The following is a 19,382-nucleotide window of genomic DNA, read 5'->3' as shown; positions in this document are numbered from 1 at the left end:
GCATGCCCATAATATCGCCGGAGCAACCAGAACCCTCCCCAGCGCAGCCGGGGCAGTTCCAGCGGATGGCCGTGTCGTTCGGCGTGGACGCACAGCGCTACGACCAGGCCCGGCCCGGTTACCCCGACGCATTGGTGGCGCGAATCCTCGCCGAGACTCCCGGGACGGACGTGCTCGACGTCGGCTGCGGTACCGGCATCGCGGCCGGTCAGTTCCAGGCCGCGGGGTGCACGGTGCTCGGCGTGGAACCCGATGTGCGGATGGCCGACTTCGCGCGAGCCCGCGGCCTGCGGGTCGAGGCGGCGACCTTCGAGGCGTGGCAGCCCGGCGACCGGATGTTCGATGCGGTCATCGCCGCTCAGTCGTGGCATTGGGTGGACCCGGTCGCCGGCACCGCGAAGGCGGCAGCCGTGCTGCGTCCGGGGGGACGGCTGGCGATCTTCGGTCACGTGTACGAGCCACCCGCCGAGGTGGCAGAACCGTTCGCCGCCGCCTACCGGCGGGTGGCGCCGGACTCCCCGCTCAGCGGCCAACCGGCTCGACGTCCCCTCGAGCTCTACCGAGCGGGATACACGAAAATCGCCGACCAGATCCGCGAGACCGGACAATTCGGAGATCCTGAACAGTGGCGATTCGACTGGCAGCAGTCCTATACACGCGACCAATGGCTGAAGTTTCTCCCCACCACAGGTGGCCTCACCCGACTCCGTCCTGATCAGCTGACCGAGATACTGGACGCGGTCGGCAACGCCATCGACTCTCTGGGCGGGTCCTTCACGATGGACTACACCACCCTGGCCGCCACCGCCGCCCGCGCAGGCGCTGGCGCTGGCGCTTCCTGACGGCCGCACCTCGACCGGCGAGTCGGCTCTGTTTGCTACGTGCGCGCGTCGCTGATGGAGGTGGCGGAGGCGATGTCCGCCCTGACCGGTGGAGCCGCCCCTGTCGTGCGTGAGCATCGTCATCCGCCATCGCCGCGACCTCCGCGTGCATCGCGACATCAACGTATCGTTGGAGTCTATGAACACTCCGAGGTTGCGGATTCGCTGCTATTTGTGTGTGGTGGTGGGGTGACCAACACTTCCGGAGACGCGTATCCCCTCGCGGACACGATGACCACCACGGTCGCGGCGCACGACGGCGCGACAGTGCTGACGGTGGCCGGCGAGGTCGATCTGGCGACAGCCCCCGCGCTGGAGAACGCGATCGATGCCATTCTCAGCGGCAAACCCGCGGCCTTGATCATCGACCTCACCGCGGTCAGCTTCCTCGCCTCGGCGGGCATGGCGACGCTCGTGGCAGCCCACCAGCGCGCGGGCGCGACCACCGCGATCGCGGTCGTCGCCGAGGGCCCGGCGACCAGCCGACAGCTGAAGATGACCAGCCTGGACCAGGTGTTCGCGCTGCATTCGACGCTGGACGCCGCGTTGGCGGCGCTCCGGCAGAGATGACCCGAGCCGCTGCCGCCGTCGCATCGAGCGACGGCGGCAGCGGCATGTCTCACACCAGTTCGCGCAACTGCTCGATCAGCTTCACGCGCTCGGCGGCGGTCGCCGCCATCGGGACCACGTTCAAAACCGTGACACCCGCCTCTTTGAACGCCGCGACCCGCTCCTTGACGTAGCCCGCCGAGCCGACCAGCGAGATGTCCCGGACCAGCTGATCGGGGACCGCCTTGGTGGCGGCCTCCTTCTCCCCTGCCAGGTACAGCTCCTGGATGCGGTCCGCCTCGGCGCCGTAGCCGTACTTCGTCGCGAGGGCGTGGTAGAAATTCTTACCCTTGGCGCCCATGCCGCCGATGTACAGCGCCAGATGCGGCTTCACGAACTCCAGCAGCGGCTCGACGTTGTCGCCGATGGCCAGCGCCGGACCCGCGTACACGTCCAGCTCGCCCAGGACCGGGTCACGCTTCGCCAGACCCGCGGCCAACGAGTCGCCCCACACCTGCTGCGCCTTCTCCGGCAGGAAGAAGATCGGCTGCCAGCCCTCGGCGATCTCGGCGGCCAGCTCCACGTTCTTCGGGCCGAGCGCGGCCAGCAGCACCGGGACGCGCTCGCGCACCGGGTGGTTGATCAGCTTGAGCGGCTTGCCGAGTCCCGTGCCCTGCCCGGCGGGCAGCGGAATCTGGTAGTGCTTGCCCTGGTATTCCAGGCGCTCGCGCCGCCACACCTTCCGGCAGATCTCCACCAGTTCCCGGGTGCGGCCGATCGGCGCGTCGTAGGGCACGCCGTGGAAGCCCTCGATCACCTGCGGGCCCGAGGCGCCCAGCCCGAGCACGAAGCGCCCGTCGGAGACGAAGTCCAGACCCGCCGCGGTCATCGCGGTCAGGCTGGGGGTGCGGGTGTAGATCTGCAAGATGCCCGACGCCAGCTGCAAGCGGGTGGTCTTTGCGGCCAGGTAGCCGAGCGCGCTCACGGCGTCGAACGAGTACGCCTCGGGCACGAACACGACATCCAGGCCCGCCCGCTCGAGGTCGGCGACTTCGGCGGCCGCCTCTTTGAAGCCCCCCGAGTAGTTGATGCTCAATCCGATCCGCATGGCACTCAACATAACGGCGAGCAGGGTTCGGGCGCGCACCGGCCACATGCGAAGGCCGCGCAAGGCGTGGTCGCGACCGAGCGATCCGCGCCACGGGGTAGCGTTCTTCTGGTAGTCCGGTCCTCGCCGCAGAACGAAAGGCAATATCCCCGTGTCGCAGACCAGCACGTCGTCCACGGAAACTGCGCCGTCCTTCGGCGAGGTCACCCTCGCGCAGTATCTGAGCGATCTGGCCGCCAAGCTTCCCGCACCGGGCGGCGGCGCGGTGGCCGCATTACACGCCGCGCAGGCGGCCGCGCTGGTGGCGATGGTCGCGCGCTACACCACGCGCGCCAAGGATGCCGAGAACCGCCCGGTGGTCGACCGGATCATCGAGGCCGCCGACGAGGCCCGCGGGCGCGCTCTCGCGCTGGCCGACGCCGACGCCGCCGCGTTCACGGCCGTCGGCGCCGCCTACAAGCTGCCGAAGGAAACACCGGAGGACCTCGCCGCCCGCACCGCCGCGATCAATGCGGCGCTGATCGAGGCCGCCCGCGTGCCCGCCGCGGTCATCGACGAGGCCGACGAGGTGTTGTCGCTGGCCGCGGAGCTGTTCCCGATCGGGAACCCGAACGTCGTCACCGACATCGGCGCGGCCGCCGCCGCGTGCCGCGCCGCCGCGACCACCTCGCAGCTCAACATCGAGATCAACGTGGCGTCGCTGCCCGCCGCCGAGGGCGACCGGTTCGCCCCGGTCCTGATGCGGGTCGACGAGCTCACCGCGCGGGCGGACGCCCTGCACGCCGACGTCGTGCATGCCGTTCGCAAATAGTTCCGCGATCGCCGCCTCGCCGGTGGACTCGGGTGCTCAGGCGGGCGGATTCCACGCGACCAGCACGATCTTGCCGCGCACTCGCCCGGCTTCGCTGAGCCGGTGCGCCTGCGCCGCTTCCGAGAGCGGCAGTACCCGGTCGATCGTCGCCTGGAGATGACCACGCTCGACCATCGTGGTGATCTCCCGCAGTGACACCCCGGCGGGTTCGACATAGAAACGCTCGTAGCGCGGGTCGGCTTCCGCGTCCGAGCCCTGGGTGTCGATCAGCCTGCCGTGCGGACCGAGCACCGGGAGCGAGCGAGATCCGTACTCGCCGCCCACCAGATCCAATACGAGGTCGACGTCGCGCGCCACGGACCCGAAATCGACTGCAGTGTAATCGATCACCTCGTCGGCGCCGAGCCCGCGCAGGTATCCGTGGTTGACCGCACGCGCGGTGCCGATCACGAACGCCCCGCGATGCTTCGCGATCTGCACCGCCAGATGCCCGACGCCTCCCGCGGCCGCGTGCACCAGCACACGCTGCCCGGCGCCGAGCGCGGCAAGGGCCTGCCATGCGGTCAGCGCTGCCGTCGGCAGTGCGGCGGCCTGGACAAGGTCGACGTTCCTCGGCTTCGGCGCCAGCGTGTGGGCCTGCGCCACTACGTATTCCGCGTTGGCGCCGCCGAACACCATGCCGTACACCGGATCTCCGACCGCGAACCGGTCCACGCCGGGACCGAGTTCGTCGACGACACCCGACACGTCGAGCCCCAGGGTCAGCGGTGGGTCGCCGAGCTTTCCGACCAGTCCGGCGCGCACTTTCCAGTCGGCCGCGTTGACGCTGGTCGCGGCGACCCGCACCAGCACCTCTCCTGGGCCGGGGCGCGGCCGATCGACTTCGGCCACTTCGAGCACTTCCGGACCACCGAACGTGTACTGCCTGATTGCGAGCATGCACCGATTCTGCGGGCACCTGGTACCTTTTCGATAGAAGGCACCTTTCTGATATCGAGGTACCCGATGGATACTGTCTGTGACCGGTCCGGAACTGCCGGCCTGGTCGAGAGCTATTTGCACCACTGCCCCGCGCGGGAGGTCTTGGCCGTCCTCGCCGACAAGTGGGTGATGCTGGTCCTGAGCGTCCTGCGTGACCACGACAGGCCGATCCGCTTCAACGAGTTACGCCGCCGCCTGGACGGCATCACCCAGAAGATGCTCACTCGAACGCTGCGCAACCTGGAGCGCGAGGGTTTGGTGCGCCGCGCGGTCTACCCCACGGTGCCGCCGAGAGTGGAGTATTCGCTCACCGAACTCGGCAAGAGCATCGGCGCGCTCAGTCACGCGATGGGCGTGTGGGCTGTCGAGCATCAGGACCGAATCCTCACCGCGCGAGCGGAGTTCGACGCGCGAGCGGCGACCGAACCGGAACCGCTGCCCGCCGGCCCCTCCCTCTGACGGATCATCGCACTCCGTGGCGCAGCCCCGTTTCGACCGCTCCCGACCGGGTACGCGGTCTGTGGTGGGCGTGCCCGATCACAACCGGACCGCGGACCAGTTCTATCCGTGGCCGAGTTGATCATGTGGGCCTAAGATGTTCCTTGCCTACCACACCATCTCGAAGGGGTGGACGCCATGAGGAGCGCCATTCGGTACCTGTTCCTCGCGACCGTGATCGTGGCACTGGCCGCGTTCTGGTCGGGCGCGGCGGCAGCGACGATGATCGGAAAGCCATCGACATCTCCGGTGGCGGCGATCGGACCCGCGAACGGCCAGGTGGTGGGCGTGGCTCATCCCGTGACCATTCGTTTCGCCGCGCCTGTCACGGATCGCGCACAGACGGAACAGTCCATCGACATCAGAACTACCCGACCACTGCCGGGCACTTTCGCGTGGACCGACGATCGCGAAGTGGTATGGACGCCGACCGGGTTCCTGCCCGCCGACGCCGCCATCCTCGTCTCGGTCGGCGGAACGCGCACGGAATTCCGAACCAACGCGGGCGTTTTCGGCGACGCTGACATGTCGGCGCATACGTTCACGGTCACCGTGGGCGGCACGGTCGTCCGGACCATGCCCGCCTCCATGGGCAAGCCGGGGTACCGAACGCCGACCGGCACCTGGCCGGTTCTGGAGAAATTCCGTTCGATCGTGTTCGACTCCCGCACCATCGGCATTCCGCTGAGCTCGCCGGAGGGCTACATCATCAACGGCGAGTTCGCCGAACGCCTCACGTGGGGCGGCGTTTTCATCCACTCGGCCCCATGGTCGGTGGACCAGCAAGGTTACGCGAACGTCAGCCACGGCTGCATCAACCTCGCCCCCGATGACGCCGAATGGGTCTATCACACGATCGGCATCGGCGACCCGGTTGTCACGCATTGGTGAGTGCCGCCCTCCTCCGGGTAGCGTCGGAAGACGTAACCGAGGGGAGGGCACTGCGTGCGCGAGTTTCCGATTTCACCGCCGCCTGATGCGGCAGAGGCGGAGTTCCGAAACCTTTGGGGTTCTTGGGCATCGGTCACGCCGACCGATGTCGGCGAGATCCTCGGCGACATCGCCGCCCCATGGTGGGTCGCCGGGGGTTGGGCGATCGACGCGTTCACCGGAACCCGGCGCGAACACAGCGATATCGACGTCGCGATGTTCCGCGCCGATCTGCCCGCCCTGCGCACCGCGGCGCGAGGCCGCCTGCACATCTGGTCGGCGGGACCGGACGGCATCCGCCCCGTCGACGACCGCTTCCCCGACGTGGCCGACAGCGCCGACCAGGTCTGGCTGCGGGCCGACGCACGGTCACCGTGGCTGATCGACCTCTTGCTCAATCCCGGCCAGGACGGCGCGTGGGTCAACCGGCGCGATCGTTCCATGGTCGCACCGCTCGACGAGGTGACCTGGATCGCCGGCGACGGCGTCCGGTACCTCAACGCCGAGTTCGTTCTGATCTTCAAGGTCAAGCAGGCCAGACCGAAGGACCGCGCGGATCTCGAGCGGACCTGGCCGAAGCTCGACGCCGCCCAGCGCACCACGATCCGGACGTACGTCGCCGACCACTATCCGCAGCACGAATGGCTGACTCTGTTGCGGTAACGCCAACCTCGAAGCCGCCGCACTACCCACGGAAGCCACTCATGCGCCCTGAGACGCTGGCTGCTGCCGCCACGGCAACAGCAGCGAACTGGTCAGCAGTCCTACAGCGGCGAGTGCGATGGCGACGCGAACACTCGTCACCGCAGCGATGACCCCGCCGAAGGCGATGAAAGCGGGTTGGAAGCATTTGGCGCTGACGGACCATGCGGTACCGACGCGAGCCATATGGGTGTCGGCGGTGTGGCTCATGCGGTAGGTGGCGAAGACCGGGTTGAACACTCCGGCGCACAGCAACAGAAGAGTTTCCGCAGCGATGATCATGAGCAATCCGGGGACGCCGGGGCCCGCAAGCAGCAGCAGACCCAGCCAGCAGGTGCGCAAGGTGCCGGAGCCGAGCAGGACCGCCCGGGGACCGAGCCGGTTCACCAGTCCCGGTGCGCAGAGAGATCCCAGCAAGCCGCCGACCGTGGGGATGCCGAGGGCCAGCCCGTACTGCCAGGGTGGGAAGCCGAGTTCGCGCAGCATGAGTAGCGCGAGCAGCGGGCTGGTGAGCATGAGGGCGCCGCCGAAGAACATGGCATTCCAGAACAGCCGGTTCAGTGTCGGGTCGCCGAAGATGTAGGACCATCCGACGCGGAGTTCGTCGAACCAGCGCCTGCGCGCGCGAGCCAATTCCGGCGGACCGGTGGTTTCCTCGGTTCGTATGCCGCGCAACCCTATCGCGGCGAGCACATAGCTCGCGGCGTCGAGCGCGATGGTGATCGTGGCGCCGAACATCGAGATCAGCGCGCCGCCGACCGGCACGCCGACCATGGAAGCCGTCCAGAACGTCGTCTCGACGCGCGCGTTGGCGCGAATCAGGAGGGACTCGGGCACAATCGATTTCAGGTAAGCGCCGTTGGCCGCGTTGAACACGATCCCACAGGATGTCTGGACCATGACCACCACACACAGCTGGGTGTAGGTCAGCACATCCGACCAGGTTGCGATGGGAACACTCGCTAACGCGGTGAACGAGGCCAGGCACGTGGAGATCATCACCGGGCGTTTGCGACGGAATTCGATGAACGATCCGCAGGGCAGCGCGATCGCCGCCGCGGCGATACCCGAGAGAGCAGCCATCGACGCCACTTGCAGATCCGACGCCTGCACGACGAGTATCGCCACCAACGGCATCGCGCCCATGCCGAGCGCGCTACCGAACTGATCGACCGTCAGCGAACCCCATAAACGACGGAAATCCGCGGACAACGGCGCCGAAGTGGTTTTCGATCGGCGTGCTGCGGCAAGAGGCACCAGGTCACCCTAGTGCGGCGGCATTCCTTTCGGGCACGACCAGGCACTCCTACGGGTCCACGCGGCAGACCGGCGCGGGGCCGCCCGAGACGAATCCGGCGGGTGGTGCGTCGTCCGTGGGTGTGCCCGATCGACTTACCGCGCAGTATCCTCCGGGGAGCGTGACGGCTCAATTGTGAAGGTGGCAGGGCGTTCCCGCATCGTGGCGATGCGGATAACCTGACGGGGACCTGATGAAGGGCGGGGCAATGGATCGACCGGAGATGAGCGCGCGACCCGGCTATGACCGCGGAAATCCGTACGGTGCCGGGGGGCCGGGACAAGCGCCCGCGGCGGGCGAGGAGTATCGCGGCGAGTGGTCCGCGTGGATGGATCAAGCGCCCGCCGGTGCGCCGCCACCGGCTCCCGTGCCGACATCGGAGCCCGATCCGGACCGGTACGAGGATGAATTCGCCGGCCTGATCGACCGCTCCCCCGCGCCTCGTGCGACGCGGCGGTGGGCGGTACCGGCGCTCGGCACTCTCGGTGTCGCCGCGCTGGGCTTCGCGGCATTTATGCAATTCGGAACCGGCGGCTCCGACCCGCAGGCCGCCGCACCGGCACCGTCCGTTCAGGTCAGCGTCCCCGCGGCAGCGGGCGCCCAGTGCCCCGCCGAGCGGGTCGGCAACCGGATCCAGGGCAGCGGCGTAGGCGGTTTCGATTCCGGGCCCGCGGTGATCTTCGCCTTCCAGCACGCCTATTACGTGACCCGCTCCGGCGAGCAGGTGCGCGCCACCACCACCGCCGATGCCGCCGTCCAGACGGCCGACGCCATCCAGCGCGGCATCGACACCATCCCGGAGGGCACCACCCACTGCGTGGCGATCACGCCCGGAGCGTTCGCCGGCCAATACATCGTGGTCGTCACCGAACATCGCCCCGGGCAGCAACCGGTCACCTACAACCCGCAGCTCGTCACCACCACCAAAGACGGCGATCGCACCCTGATCAGCGCCATCGCGCGCGCGTAGGACTCCGCGCGCGAAGAGCGCTCGCTCAGCGAGATTCGGCCGCGATGACGACGTGGCGCATGAGCAGGGCGGTGGTGACCGGCCCCACGCCGCCGGGGACGGGGCTGAGTCCGGCGGCCTTGCCGCGCACCGAGTCCGCGTCCACATCGCCGACTATCTTGCCGTCGAGGGCCTCGTTGGTGCCGACGTCGATGACCACCGCGCCCTCGCGGACGTGCTTGCCGGAGATCAGGCCGATGCGGCCCGCCGCGGCGACGACCACGTCGGCCGCGGCGGTGACGGCAGCCAGGTCGGCGGTGCGGGAATGGCACACCGTGACGGTCGCGTCCTTCGCCAGCAGTAGCTGAGCCAGCGGCTTCCCGACGACGTTCGAGCGGCCGACGACCGCCACGTGGCGGCCGGCGAGCGGGATCTCGTGATGTTCGAGCAGTTCGACCACGGCCTCGGAGGTGGCCGGCACGAAACCGTCCAGCCCGGCCGCGAGCAGGCCCAGCGACAGCGGGCTCACGCCGTCGACGTCCTTGGACGCAACGATCGCCGAACTCACGTCGTCGAGCGTGACACCCGCAGGAAGGGGGGTCTGCAGCATGATCGCGTCGGTGGCGGCGTCCGCACCGCGCGCGGTCAGCTCGGCGCGGATCTGCGCCACACCGGCTTCCGGCCCGAGATCGACCGTGTCGCAAGCGATTCCGAGGCGTTCGGCGGCCTTGCGCAGCGAGTTGACATACCAGGCGCTCGCCGGGTCGTCGTTGGCCACGATCAGGGCGAGGCGCGGGGTGGTGCCGCGGTCGGTGAGCGCGGCGGCGCGGGCCTTGGTATCGGCGTTGACGGCGGCGGCGAGTTCCTTGCCGGACAGCGAAACGGTATCCACGTTGACACAGCCTATCGGGCGCGGCCGGACGAATCCCTCCGCCGCCCGCATCGGGTCACGCAAATATATAGCAACCACCCGGTGGACCGTCCGGACGAAGCCGTCTTCTGACCGATCGAAGGGTGGGCAGCCTTCGGCGACGACATCGAACCACCCGGCGCGCAAATTGCGGGATAGCGGGCGAATTCGCCCGTATCGTGATCCGTGCTTGCCCACAGCTAACTGCTAGCACGTGCCAACCCGTTCATCAGCGGAAAGGTGACGACTGTAGTGATGATCTCGAGGCATTGGAAACTTCTCGTCGCGGCGTCGTTCGCCGCGTTCTCGCTCACCGGCCTGGCCGGAGTCCCCGCGCACGCCATACCGGACACGAATGCCCTGTACAACTCCGCCCAGCACCATTTCGCCAACGGCGACGACGCCGCGGGCCGCGCCGACCTGCGCAATCTGATCGGTTCCGATCCCGGGGACGCCGAAGCGCTCGCTCTGCAGGCGATCTGGTCCGACTACGCCGGTGACCTGCCCGCGTTCCTGGACGCCATGACACGGCTGCACGTGGTGGATCCGGACCTCGCGCAGGGCACCGACAACGTGCTCGGCGCCATCCGCGCCGCGGTGGGCACCCTGCCGAATCCCCTGCCCGCGCTGGCGGGACCGCAGACCGGCATCGTCGTGCTCGGCTACGGCCTGCTGCCGGACGGGGCGCTGCGTCCGGAACTGGTGAGCCGGCTCACCGCGGCGTGGTTGCAGTCGATCGCCGCGCCGCTCTCGCCGATCGTCGTCACCGGCGGGAATCCGCAGAACGGCATCACCGAGGCCGAGGCGATGCGCGACTGGCTGGTCGGCCACGGCGTGCCGCCGACACGCATCCACGTGGAGAGCCGCGCGGGCTCGACGGTGCAGAACGCCCTGTTCAGCACCAGGCTGCTGCGCGATGTCGGTGCGACGAGCGCGATCGTGGTCACCTCACCCAACCACATCCGCCGTGCCGTGGCGGATTTCATCGTCGCGGGCACCAGGGTCGTCGGCGCCACGACCTCGCTCGAACAACTGGTCTCGCAGCTACCGCCGCCCGGTAGGCCGGCGCAGCGCGGCATCTATCTCGACGCCACCCGCACATTCCAGCTCAGCACGGCACGCTGACCTGCCGGGCGATCGGGACGCGCATCCACGGCCGCCGGTCCCGATCGCCCTGGGAAAAACCGTTGGCGGGATCGGCTGTGCGCGCGGCAGGATGGCCGGGTGACCTCAGCCGGTGGTAGCGATTTGGTCGCCCGACTCCGGGCGGCGGGCTGCGTGTTCGCCGAGGACGAGGCGCGGCTGCTCACGGCGGCTGCCGCGGAGACCGGTGTGGCGCTCGAATCGCTCGTCGCCCAGCGCGTCACCGGCAGCCCGCTCGAGCACCTGCTCGGCTGGGCGGAGTTCCGCGGGGTGCGGGTCGCGGTGTCGCCCGGCGTTTTCGTGCCGAGGCAGCGCACCGCGTTCCTCGTGGACCGAGCGGTCGAGCTGATCCACGCCAAGGCCGGGCATCCGGTGGTGGTCGATCTGTGCTGCGGCTCCGGAGCGCTCGGCCTCGCGGCGGCGACGAGCGCGGCCGCCGCGGGCCGTCCGGTCACGCTGGCGGCCTCCGACATCGATCCGGTCGCGGTCGAATGCGCCCGCAAGAACCTCACGCCGCTGGGCGCACCGGTCTACGAAGGGGATCTCTTCGAGGCTCTGCCGGAGGAGTTGCGCGGCTGCATCGATATCCTGCTCTGCAACACCCCGTACGTCCCCTCGGAGATGATCGCGCGGATGCCGCCGGAGGCTCGCGACCACGAACCGCGCACCGCCCTCGACGGCGGCCCGGACGGGCTGAACGTCTTGCGCCGGGTCGCGGCGGAAGCCGCCGACTGGCTGTCCCCGGGCGGGCATCTGCTCGTGGAGTCCAGCGAAAGTCAGGCGCCGCTCGCCCTGGCCGTCTTGGCCGAGCACGGCCTCGACGGACTGGTCGCGGAATCGGACGAGCACTACGCCACGGTGGTCATCGGCAGCCGCCCCCGTTGACGACGGCGCCGCCCTGCTCGGCCTCATCCTGCGGCGGCCGCGACCCCGCCGGATCGAGCCCTGCTACTTCTTGCGGCCGGTGAACTGGTCCATCGAGTGGTAGACGCCGACCGTGTCGAGAAACAGGTCGCGCAGCTTGATCGGCAGCAGGCCCGACAGCGCCTTGTTCAGGCGCGAGGTCCACGGCAGCACGACCAGTGGCGTGCCGTTCTTCATCTCGCGCCACGAGGTGTCGACCACCTTGTGCTGTTCCAGGATCGGGGTGAACAGGAATCCCTTGGCGCCCTCGAACATGCCGGTGTTGATGTAGGTCGGGCAGACCGTGGTGACCTTGACGTGGTCGTGGCCGGCCTGTTCCAGTTCGATGCGTACCGAGTCCGACCAGCCCAGCGCCGCCCACTTGGACGCGGCGTACACGCTCATGCGCGGGTTGGACACCAGACCCGCCGAGGACGCGATGGTCAGCACCCGCGCCTCGGTCGTGCCTGCGACCATGGCGGGCAGGAACTCCAGCGTGACGTACATCGGGGCGAGTGAGTTGATCGCCATCGTCTTGTCGATGTCGGCGCGGTCGCCGGTCTCCCAGAAGTAGCTGTTGCCGCGCACGATGCCCGCGTTGTTGACCAGGACGTCGATGCCGCCGACCTGCTCGCGAACGGAGGCCGCCGCCTCCGTGATCGCCTCGGGCGAGGCCACGTCGACCACATGGTGAGCAACGGCGCTGCCGCGGCCGGTCAGCTCGGCGGCGGTGTCCTTCAGCGCGGCCTCGTTGATGTCCCACAGCACCACCGCGGCGGCGCCTTCTTGTACCGCGCGCTCGGCGAACAGTTTGCCCAGGCCCATCGCGGCTCCCGTGACCAGAACCCTCTTGCCCGCAACCGTGTCCAGTTTCATCCGTACTGCTTCCTGATCCGTGAGTCGTGGGAGTTACTTCTGCCGAAGCGTTTTCATGACGCCGAAGTACAGCGTCATCGTCTTGGCCCATACCGCTTCGGACATGCCGGGCAGCGGCGCGATCGGCAGCATCCGCTGCACCGCGATGGTCTGGGTATCGATGTACTTGAGCAGGCCCTCGGGACCGTGCCTGCGTCCGGTGCCGGAGATGCCGAGCCCGCCCGACGGCGCGTCCGCGCTGCCCCACGCGGCGATGAAGCCCTCGTTGACGTTCACCGAGCCCGCGTCGATCCGCGCCGCCACCGCGCGGCCGCGGCTGGTGTCCTTGGTCCAGACGCTGGCGTTGAGTCCGTAGGCGGTGTCGTTGGCCTGTTCGACGGCTTCGTCGTCACTGCTCACGCGGTAGATCGAGACCACGGGGCCGAAGGTCTCCTCCCGGTGGACCGTCATCCCCGGCCGCACTCCGGCCAGCACGGTCGGCTCGTAGAAGTACGGTCCGAGATCCGGGCGCGCGCGGCCGCCCGCCAGGACCGTGGCGCCCTTGGCCACCGCGTCGTTCACATGCGCTATCACCGTGTCGAGCTGGCGCTGGAAGGTCAGCGATCCCATGTCGCTGCCGTAGTCCAGACCGCCGCCCAGCCGGATGGCTTCGACGTGCCCGACGAACTCGGCGACGAAGCGGTCGTAGACGCTGTCGTGCACGTAGATCCGCTCCATCGACTCGCACAGCTGCCCGGCCGAGGCGAAGCAGGCCCGGATGGCGATCTTGGCCGCGCGCGACACGTCCGCGTCGGCGAGTACCAGCAGCGGATTCTTGCCGCCGAGTTCGAGCGAGTATCCGATCAGCCGCTCACCCGCCTGCTGGGCGATGGTCCGTCCGGTCGCGCTGGAGCCGGTGTAGTCGACGTAGTCGGCGCGGGCGATCAGTTCGCCACCGATCACCGAACCCCGGCCCAGCACCGCCTGCCAGAGGCCGCGCGGCAATCCGGCGCGCACGGCGGCGTCGATGGCCCACAACGCGGTCAGCGCGGTCTGGTTGTCCGGGCGTGCCACCACGGCGTTGCCCGCGACCAGGGCGGGCAGCGCATCGGAGGCGGCCAGGGCCAGCGGGTAGTTCCATGGCGAGATCACCGCGACCACGCCCTTGGCCCGGTGCCGCACGTCGACCTGAGTGAGCACGGGAAGCACGCCGCGCGGTTTGCGCGTGGCCAGCAGCCGGGCGGCCACCGAGGCGTAATACCTTGCGTTCACGGCCACGTCGCCGACCTCGTCGAAGGCGTGCGCCCGCGCCTTGCCCGTCTCGGTCTGCACGATGTCGAGGATGGCGTCCTGCTCGGCGAGCACGATGTCGTGGAACCTGCGCAGCACCGCCACCCGCTCCCGGACCGGACGGCGCGCCCACTCGCGCTGTGCCTGCCGCGCGGTGGCGAACGCGGTCTCGATGTCCTCGGTGGAGGACTGCGGCAGGTCGGCGATCTTCGCGCCGGTCGCGGGAGCGAACACCTCGACAGCGGGGGCGCCGCCGGCGACGGCGTGCGCGAGCAACGGCTGCACCAGCGACGAGGGCAGCGCGTCGGCGGTAACCGGCTGCGAGGTGGTCGTCATGGGCGGTCCTCTCGAGGACATGGGCTACGCCGCAGGCGCGCCTCATTTAATGAACAGTGGTGTTAGATTAATGTTCATGTCACACCTCGTGTCAAGCTGTTCGTCGTGGCGCACAGAAACTCCGGGGGCCGCGTTGTGAGGCGGCACGATGTCGGCTGAGTCCACGACCGCGCGGCGCGGAAGGCCGCCGCAGACCCAGGAGCAGGCCGAAGAGGTCCGCGCCCGGATCGTGCTCGCGACCGCGGACGTGTTCACCCGCACCGGATCCCGGGGTCTGAGCGTCGCGCAGATCATCGAGCAGGCGGGCTTGGCCCGGCCGACCTTCTACCGCTACTTCGGCAACGCGCACGAACCGCTGCTGGCGGTGCTCGACGCCTCCAACGAGGGGTTGGTCGGCGGCATCCGCACGGCGCTGACCGGCACCGACGAGCCGGTCGAGCTGGGCATCCGGCTGATCGACGCCTACCTGGACTGGGCGAGCGGGCACGGCCCCATGCTGCGGCCGCTGTTCGCCGAACTGCACGATCCCGGCTCGCCGGTGTCGGCGTACCGCGAGCGCGCGCTCGACGACATCCGCGGCCTGGTGCGCGAGACGTTCACCGAGCTGGGCCGCCCGGTGCCGAGCCCGCTCGATCTGGACGCCGCGCTGCACCTGTGCGAGTACGTGGTCTACCGGATCTCCGCCGGCACCGCGCCCGGCGCCGAACCGGAGGCGGAAACCGTCGCGGCGGCTCGCCTGACGATGATCCGGGTGCTGCTCACCACGCTCGGCACGCGGGCGGATCTGGAGTACGCGCTGACGCTGCCCACCATCTTCCCCGCCGAGCCGTAGACCGGCCCGCGTGCCTCAGCGCGGTATCGGGGTGATGGGGTTGCTGTCGATGACGCGCTGCTCCACCCGATGGATCAGGTCGTGCACGCGCGGGTCGCGCGCCAGCCTGCTGTCCAGCACCACGTTGATCACGCCGCGCAACAGTGCGTAGGGCTCCCACTGCGGCGGCGCGATGGTGCGCGGCGCGCGGCGGGCGATGCCGTCGGCGATGGATTCCGCCGCGTCGCGCACGGTGATGCGCACGTTGAGCGGCCACGGCAGCAACGCGCCCAGGTCGGCGCCCAGCTCGTCCTCGTCGAGGGTGCCGTGGGTCATCGCGGTGTCGACGATGCCGAAGTAGGCCACACCCGCGGTGGCCCCGACCGCGGCCAGCTCGACCCGCAGCGCCCGCCCGAACTGCTCGACCGCGGCTTTGCTCACCATGTAGGGCGAACCGCCCATGCCGGGCGCGAACGCCGCGGCGGAGGAAACCACCACGACGTGCCCCTTGGCGGCGACGATGTCGTCCAGCGCGGGGTGCACGGTGTTGAACACCCCGGTCACGTTGATCCCGATGACCCGATCGAAGTCACCCGGGTTCATCCTCCGGATCGTCGCCGGCTCGGGCACCACTCCCGCATTGGCTACGACGACATCGATCCGGCCGAACCGCTGGCGTACCCGGGAGACGGCTTCACGCATCCCTATCCGATCGGAGACGTCCGCGCGCACAACCAGCGCGCGGTCCCCCATGGAACGCCCGACCGCAGCGGCGGCGGCTTCATCGATATCGATGAGCGCCACCGAAGCGCCCGAGGCGTAGAGTTTTTCGGCGAGCGCCCGGCCGATGCCGGTGCCCGCGCCGGTGATCACCACCACCCGATCGCGGACGTCCAGCCGGTTCTCGGCGGGCGGGGACAGCAGCTGACGCAGCAGGTCGACGACCACGGCGCTCACCCCGCCCGCAGCCGGTAGGACTCCGGATCGAATCGGCTTGTGCGCCGCCGGTATTCGAAACTCCAGTTCGGGTACAGGCCCGCGTTGCCGCCATCGGCGGTCTGGTAGTAGCTGCGGCAACCGCCGGTCAGCCAGGCGGTGTCGCGGCTGCGCTCGGTCACCTCGTCGAGAAAGGCGCGCTGCACCTCCTCGCGCACATCGATCCGCTGGATGTTCTGCGCACGCATGGTGGTCACGGCATCGACGATATAGCGCACCTGCGCCTCGATCATATAGATCGCGGACTGATTGCCCGCCGCACCGAACGGTCCGAGGGTGCAGAAGAAGTTCGGGAAGCCCGCTATGGTCGTGCCGAGGTAGCTGCTCGGCCGCTCGCGGTACCGGTCGCCGATCGACTGCCCGCCGAGTCCGTGCACCCGGTCGAAAACCGCGGGCGGCACACCGAATCCGGTGCCCCAGATGATCGTGTCCACCGCATGTTCGGCGCCGTCGGCGGTGACGATGGACCGCGGGCGGATCTCCTGGATGCCTTCGGTCACGACCTCGACGTTCGGCCGGGTCAGAGCCGGATAGTAGGCGTCGGAGAAGATCGCTCGCTTGCACCCGATCACGTAGCCGGGGGTGAGTTTGCGGCGCAGCGCCGGATCGCGCACTTGGCGTAGCAGCTGCAGCCTCCCGAGCGCCTCGTACGGATGCCGGAAACGCTTGTCCACGAAGCCGACCAGGCCGAATCCTTCGATTCCGGTGTAGTACAGACCACGGATCGCCTTGCCGAGCACGGGCATCCGGCGCAGCAGCGCGCGTTCGGCGGACAGCGTGCGGCGATCCAGCCGCGACACGATCCAGGGCGCCGAACGCTGGAACACCGTCAACGTGCCGACCACCGGCTGGATCTCGGGAATGAACTGCACGGCGGAGGCGCCCGTTCCGATCACCGCGACGCGCTCCCCGGTGAGATCGTGCTCGTGATCCCAGTGCAGCGAATGGAATTGCGTCCCTGCGAAGGTTTCCGCGCCCGGCACCCGCGGGATCTGTGCCTCGCTGAACGGCCCGACGGCGGAAACGAGCACGTCCGCGGTCAGATCACCGCGACCGGTGCGAAGCCGCCACAGCGTTGCCGTGTCGTCCCAGCGCGCTTCGAGCAACTCTGCCCCGAACCGCATGTGCCGCACCACGTCTTTGCGCGCCGCGACCGACCGGAGATAGTCGAGAATCTCCCGCTGCGTGCCGTAGGTGCGCGACCAATCCGGATTGGGTGCGAAGGAATACGAGTACAGATGCGAGGGCACATCGCAGGCGCAGCCCGGATAGGTGTTCGCCCGCCAGGTGCCACCGAGCTCGCCCGCGCGCTCGAGCAGCAGGAAATCCTCGATCCCCGCCTCGCGCAGCGATACCGCCAGACCGATACCGGCTATACCCGCACCGATCACAGCGATCGGCACGTGCTCCGGATCCGCGCCTTCGGTCATGTCTTCCTCCCACCCGCGAGCGCCGTTGCCCGCCGAGCTCACAGATCCAATTCGAGTTCGCCGCCCCGCGCCCGGGAGACGCAGGTCAGCATTGCCGCCGAGCGCTCGGATTCGAGCAGCGACCGGTCCCGGTGGTCCACCGCGCCCGCGAGCACCCGTGTCTTGCAGGTGCCGCAGAATCCCTGCTGACAGGAATAGGCCACACCGGGCAGCACTCGCCGGATCGCGCTGAGCGCGGACTCGTCGGCGGCGACCTCCACGTCGAACCCACTGCGATGCAACCTGATCCGGAACGGCTCGCCGTCCCGCACGGGCAGCGGCGAGAACCGCTCGGTGTGCAGCGAGGCCGTCGGCTCGTGCAGGGCGAGCACCGCGCGCGCGGCCTCGGCCAGCGGCGGCGGCCCGCAGACGTACACCGCCGCGCCGGGCGGCGTCTGCTCGAAGATCATCCGCGCGTCGGGTACGCCGAACTCGTCGTCCGGCCGCACCACCACGTCACCGCCGGTGTAGCGGGCCAAGTCGTACAGGAACGGCATGCGCGAGCGGGCCCGGCCCAGGTACATCAGCCGCCAGGGCACTCCGGCGCGCTCGGCCGCGGCGACCATGGGCAGGATCGGGGTGATCCCGATGCCGCCCGCGACGAACAGGTAGCTGGGCGCCCCCGCGACGAAGGGGAACGCGTTGCGCGGACCGCGTACGCCCAGCCGGTCTCCCGCCCGCAGCTCCCGATGGATCTCCGCGGAGCCGCCCTCGCCGTCGGCGATGAGGCGCACGGCGATGCGATAGAACCCCCGGTCGGCGGGATCGTTGGTGAGCGAATACTGACGCTGACGACCCGAGGGCAAGAAGACGTCCAAGTGCGCGCCGGGCGTCCACGCGGGCAGCGGACCGCCCTCCGGGTGGCGCAGCCACAAGCTGACCACCCCGTCGGCCTCGTGCCCGATCCGGTCGACGATCACCTCGAAGTCGTAGCCGCTGCGCCGTACCGGACGGGGCCGCGAAAGCAGCCGGGCGGCATCGCCTTCGACGAACAGGCGCTTGTAGGCGTCGGCCGCCGAGCCGATCAACCGCAGCGCGGCGCCGGGCTCGAACCGCTCCCCGACGGCGGTCACGCGTTCGCCGCCCGCGCCGCGGGCGACTGCGCGAGGTAGCGCAGCGCGTTGTCCATCGGGCCGAGCTGCGAGGGGTGGAAGCCCGGCCGCAGATAGCGCGGGATCTCGGTGAGGAACGTGGTGAAGCTCGGCACCACCCCGCGCACCGACGCGCTGGCCAGCTGGAGCGGCCAGAATCGCCCCTTGTGCTTCGACGGGTCCTTGTGGAACAGGTAGCCTCCGGAGAGGACGAACAGGACGAGCAAACCGGCGCTCGCGATGAGCGCCTGCCTCGCCTTGCGGGCGTATCCGCCGTCGACGTGCATGTACGCGTCGTAGACGACGCTGCGGTGCTCGACCTCCTCGGCGCCGTGCCAGCGGATCAGGTCGAGCATCGCCGGATGCATGCCCTTGGCTTCGAGCTTGTCGTTGGTCAGCAGCCACTCGCCGATCACCGCGGTGTAGTGCTCCATGCCCGCGAACAGCGCCAGCCGCTCGCACAGCCACTCCCGCTTGGCCCGCCCGCTCAGTCCGTGATCGCCGAGGACCCGGTCGACCAGCCAGGTCACCCGGTCCACCATCGGCCCGACGTCGAGGCCGAGCCGCTCCAGTTGCTCGCGCGCCTTCTCGTGCGAACTGGCGTGCATGGATTCCTGGCCGATGAAGCCGCGGACCTCCTCGCGTAGCCGCTCGTCCTCGATCAGCGGTAGCGCTTCGGCCAGCGCCTGCGCCATCGCGCGCTCGCCTTCGGGCAGCACCAGGTGCATCACGTTGATGATGTGGGTGGCCATCGCCTCGCCGGGGATGTAATGCATCGGCACCGTGGCGAAGTCGAACTCCACGGCTCGCGCGTTGATGGCGTGAGTCTGGTCGGCGTACACGGCAGAGCCCATCCCGCACCCCTCGTAGTC

The 19,382-nt window shown here is 69.3% G+C and carries 20 protein-coding genes; 10 read left to right on the top strand and 10 right to left on the bottom strand.

All coding sequences use genetic code 11. The features are described 5' to 3' along the window. Positions 1 to 2: 2 nt before the first annotated feature. Both LTT66_RS26590 and LTT66_RS26585 read left to right on the top strand, forming a co-directional pair. Positions 3 to 842, top strand: a complete 840-nt coding sequence (locus LTT66_RS26590; RefSeq protein WP_233061134.1) for a class I SAM-dependent methyltransferase — start codon at positions 3 to 5, stop codon at positions 840 to 842. A 270-nt stretch (positions 843 to 1,112) separates the two neighbouring features. Continuing rightward, positions 1,113 to 1,451, top strand: coding sequence for an STAS domain-containing protein (locus tag LTT66_RS26585; protein WP_181723876.1), 339 nt, complete (start codon positions 1,113 to 1,115; stop codon positions 1,449 to 1,451). A gap of 49 nt (positions 1,452 to 1,500) precedes the next feature. Here the strand turns inward: LTT66_RS26585 and LTT66_RS26580 are convergent, their stop codons facing one another. Next, positions 1,501 to 2,538, bottom strand: coding sequence for an LLM class F420-dependent oxidoreductase (locus tag LTT66_RS26580; protein WP_195064116.1), 1,038 nt, complete (start codon positions 2,536 to 2,538; stop codon positions 1,501 to 1,503). A 151-nt stretch (positions 2,539 to 2,689) separates the two neighbouring features. On the opposite strand from LTT66_RS26580, the gene LTT66_RS26575 reads away from it, so the two are divergent. Then, positions 2,690 to 3,349 (top strand): cyclodeaminase/cyclohydrolase family protein, encoded by a 660-nt coding sequence (locus LTT66_RS26575; protein WP_195064117.1) that lies wholly within the window; start codon positions 2,690 to 2,692, stop codon positions 3,347 to 3,349. 36 nt (positions 3,350 to 3,385) lie between these two features. Here the strand turns inward: LTT66_RS26575 and LTT66_RS26570 are convergent, their stop codons facing one another. Continuing rightward, positions 3,386 to 4,288: an NADP-dependent oxidoreductase gene (locus LTT66_RS26570; RefSeq protein ID WP_233061132.1), complete on the bottom strand. Its 903-nt coding sequence runs from the start codon at positions 4,286 to 4,288 to the stop codon at positions 3,386 to 3,388. A gap of 66 nt (positions 4,289 to 4,354) precedes the next feature. On the opposite strand from LTT66_RS26570, the gene LTT66_RS26565 reads away from it, so the two are divergent. From LTT66_RS26565 to LTT66_RS26555, 3 genes are all read left to right on the top strand, one after another. Beyond that, positions 4,355 to 4,789, top strand: coding sequence for a winged helix-turn-helix transcriptional regulator (locus tag LTT66_RS26565; RefSeq protein ID WP_269821974.1), 435 nt, complete (start codon positions 4,355 to 4,357; stop codon positions 4,787 to 4,789). A gap of 177 nt (positions 4,790 to 4,966) precedes the next feature. Continuing rightward, positions 4,967 to 5,719, top strand: coding sequence for a L,D-transpeptidase (locus tag LTT66_RS26560; protein WP_233061130.1), 753 nt, complete (start codon positions 4,967 to 4,969; stop codon positions 5,717 to 5,719). Positions 5,720 to 5,773: 54 nt separating this feature from the next. Next, on the top strand, positions 5,774 to 6,421 hold the full coding sequence (locus tag LTT66_RS26555) for a nucleotidyltransferase domain-containing protein (protein WP_233061128.1): 648 nt from the start codon (positions 5,774 to 5,776) through the stop codon (positions 6,419 to 6,421). A 39-nt stretch (positions 6,422 to 6,460) separates the two neighbouring features. On the opposite strand, the gene LTT66_RS26550 is transcribed toward LTT66_RS26555, so the two are convergent. Beyond that, the gene (locus tag LTT66_RS26550) at positions 6,461 to 7,717 is read right to left on the bottom strand and encodes an MFS transporter (protein WP_233061127.1); all 1,257 of its coding nucleotides are present in this window, start codon (positions 7,715 to 7,717) and stop codon (positions 6,461 to 6,463) included. A 263-nt stretch (positions 7,718 to 7,980) separates the two neighbouring features. Between LTT66_RS26550 and LTT66_RS26545 the strand changes: the two genes are divergently transcribed. Further along, on the top strand, positions 7,981 to 8,727 hold the full coding sequence (locus LTT66_RS26545; protein ID WP_233061125.1) for a hypothetical protein: 747 nt from the start codon (positions 7,981 to 7,983) through the stop codon (positions 8,725 to 8,727). A 25-nt stretch (positions 8,728 to 8,752) separates the two neighbouring features. Here the strand turns inward: LTT66_RS26545 and LTT66_RS26540 are convergent, their stop codons facing one another. Continuing rightward, positions 8,753 to 9,814: a bifunctional 5,10-methylenetetrahydrofolate dehydrogenase/5,10-methenyltetrahydrofolate cyclohydrolase gene (locus LTT66_RS26540; RefSeq protein WP_233061123.1), complete on the bottom strand. Its 1,062-nt coding sequence runs from the start codon at positions 9,812 to 9,814 to the stop codon at positions 8,753 to 8,755. Positions 9,815 to 9,871: 57 nt separating this feature from the next. On the opposite strand from LTT66_RS26540, the gene LTT66_RS26535 reads away from it, so the two are divergent. Then, complete coding sequence (locus LTT66_RS26535; RefSeq protein WP_233061121.1) at positions 9,872 to 10,741, top strand: YdcF family protein; 870 nt, start codon at positions 9,872 to 9,874, stop codon at positions 10,739 to 10,741. A gap of 99 nt (positions 10,742 to 10,840) precedes the next feature. After that, positions 10,841 to 11,644: a putative protein N(5)-glutamine methyltransferase gene (locus LTT66_RS26530; protein WP_233061120.1), complete on the top strand. Its 804-nt coding sequence runs from the start codon at positions 10,841 to 10,843 to the stop codon at positions 11,642 to 11,644. 63 nt (positions 11,645 to 11,707) lie between these two features. On the opposite strand, the gene LTT66_RS26525 is transcribed toward LTT66_RS26530, so the two are convergent. Together LTT66_RS26525 and LTT66_RS26520 are read right to left on the bottom strand one after the other, a co-directional pair. Further along, on the bottom strand, positions 11,708 to 12,538 hold the full coding sequence (locus LTT66_RS26525) for an SDR family NAD(P)-dependent oxidoreductase (protein ID WP_233061118.1): 831 nt from the start codon (positions 12,536 to 12,538) through the stop codon (positions 11,708 to 11,710). Between the two features lie 33 nt (positions 12,539 to 12,571). Further along, a complete protein-coding gene (locus LTT66_RS26520) occupies positions 12,572 to 14,143 on the bottom strand; it encodes a succinic semialdehyde dehydrogenase (protein ID WP_233061116.1) in 1,572 nt (523 codons plus the stop codon). A 148-nt stretch (positions 14,144 to 14,291) separates the two neighbouring features. Here LTT66_RS26520 and LTT66_RS26515 point away from each other — a divergent pair, with 148 nt between their 5' ends. Further along, positions 14,292 to 14,975, top strand: a complete 684-nt coding sequence (locus LTT66_RS26515) for a TetR/AcrR family transcriptional regulator (protein WP_233061114.1) — start codon at positions 14,292 to 14,294, stop codon at positions 14,973 to 14,975. A gap of 15 nt (positions 14,976 to 14,990) precedes the next feature. Here LTT66_RS26515 and LTT66_RS26510 read toward each other — a convergent pair whose 3' ends face one another. From LTT66_RS26510 to LTT66_RS26495, 4 genes are read right to left on the bottom strand one after another with little or no spacing between them, the layout of a single operon-like run. Continuing rightward, entirely contained in the window at positions 14,991 to 15,902 is a 912-nt protein-coding gene (locus LTT66_RS26510) for an SDR family oxidoreductase (RefSeq protein ID WP_233061112.1), read from the bottom strand. Positions 15,903 to 15,907: 5 nt separating this feature from the next. After that, on the bottom strand, positions 15,908 to 17,380 hold the full coding sequence (locus LTT66_RS26505) for a flavin-containing monooxygenase (RefSeq protein ID WP_233061111.1): 1,473 nt from the start codon (positions 17,378 to 17,380) through the stop codon (positions 15,908 to 15,910). A gap of 38 nt (positions 17,381 to 17,418) precedes the next feature. Further along, entirely contained in the window at positions 17,419 to 18,492 is a 1,074-nt protein-coding gene (locus LTT66_RS26500) for a PDR/VanB family oxidoreductase (protein WP_408638677.1), read from the bottom strand. Further along, positions 18,489 to 19,364: a metal-dependent hydrolase gene (locus LTT66_RS26495; protein ID WP_233061109.1), complete on the bottom strand. Its 876-nt coding sequence runs from the start codon at positions 19,362 to 19,364 to the stop codon at positions 18,489 to 18,491. Before LTT66_RS26495 ends, LTT66_RS26500 begins: the two co-directional genes overlap by 4 nt. Positions 19,365 to 19,382: the final 18 nt, after the last annotated feature.

The organism is Nocardia gipuzkoensis, assembly GCF_021183645.1.
GTDB classification, from domain to species: domain Bacteria; phylum Actinomycetota; class Actinomycetes; order Mycobacteriales; family Mycobacteriaceae; genus Nocardia; species Nocardia abscessus.
This window is presented reverse-complemented; position numbering and strand designations above follow the sequence as displayed.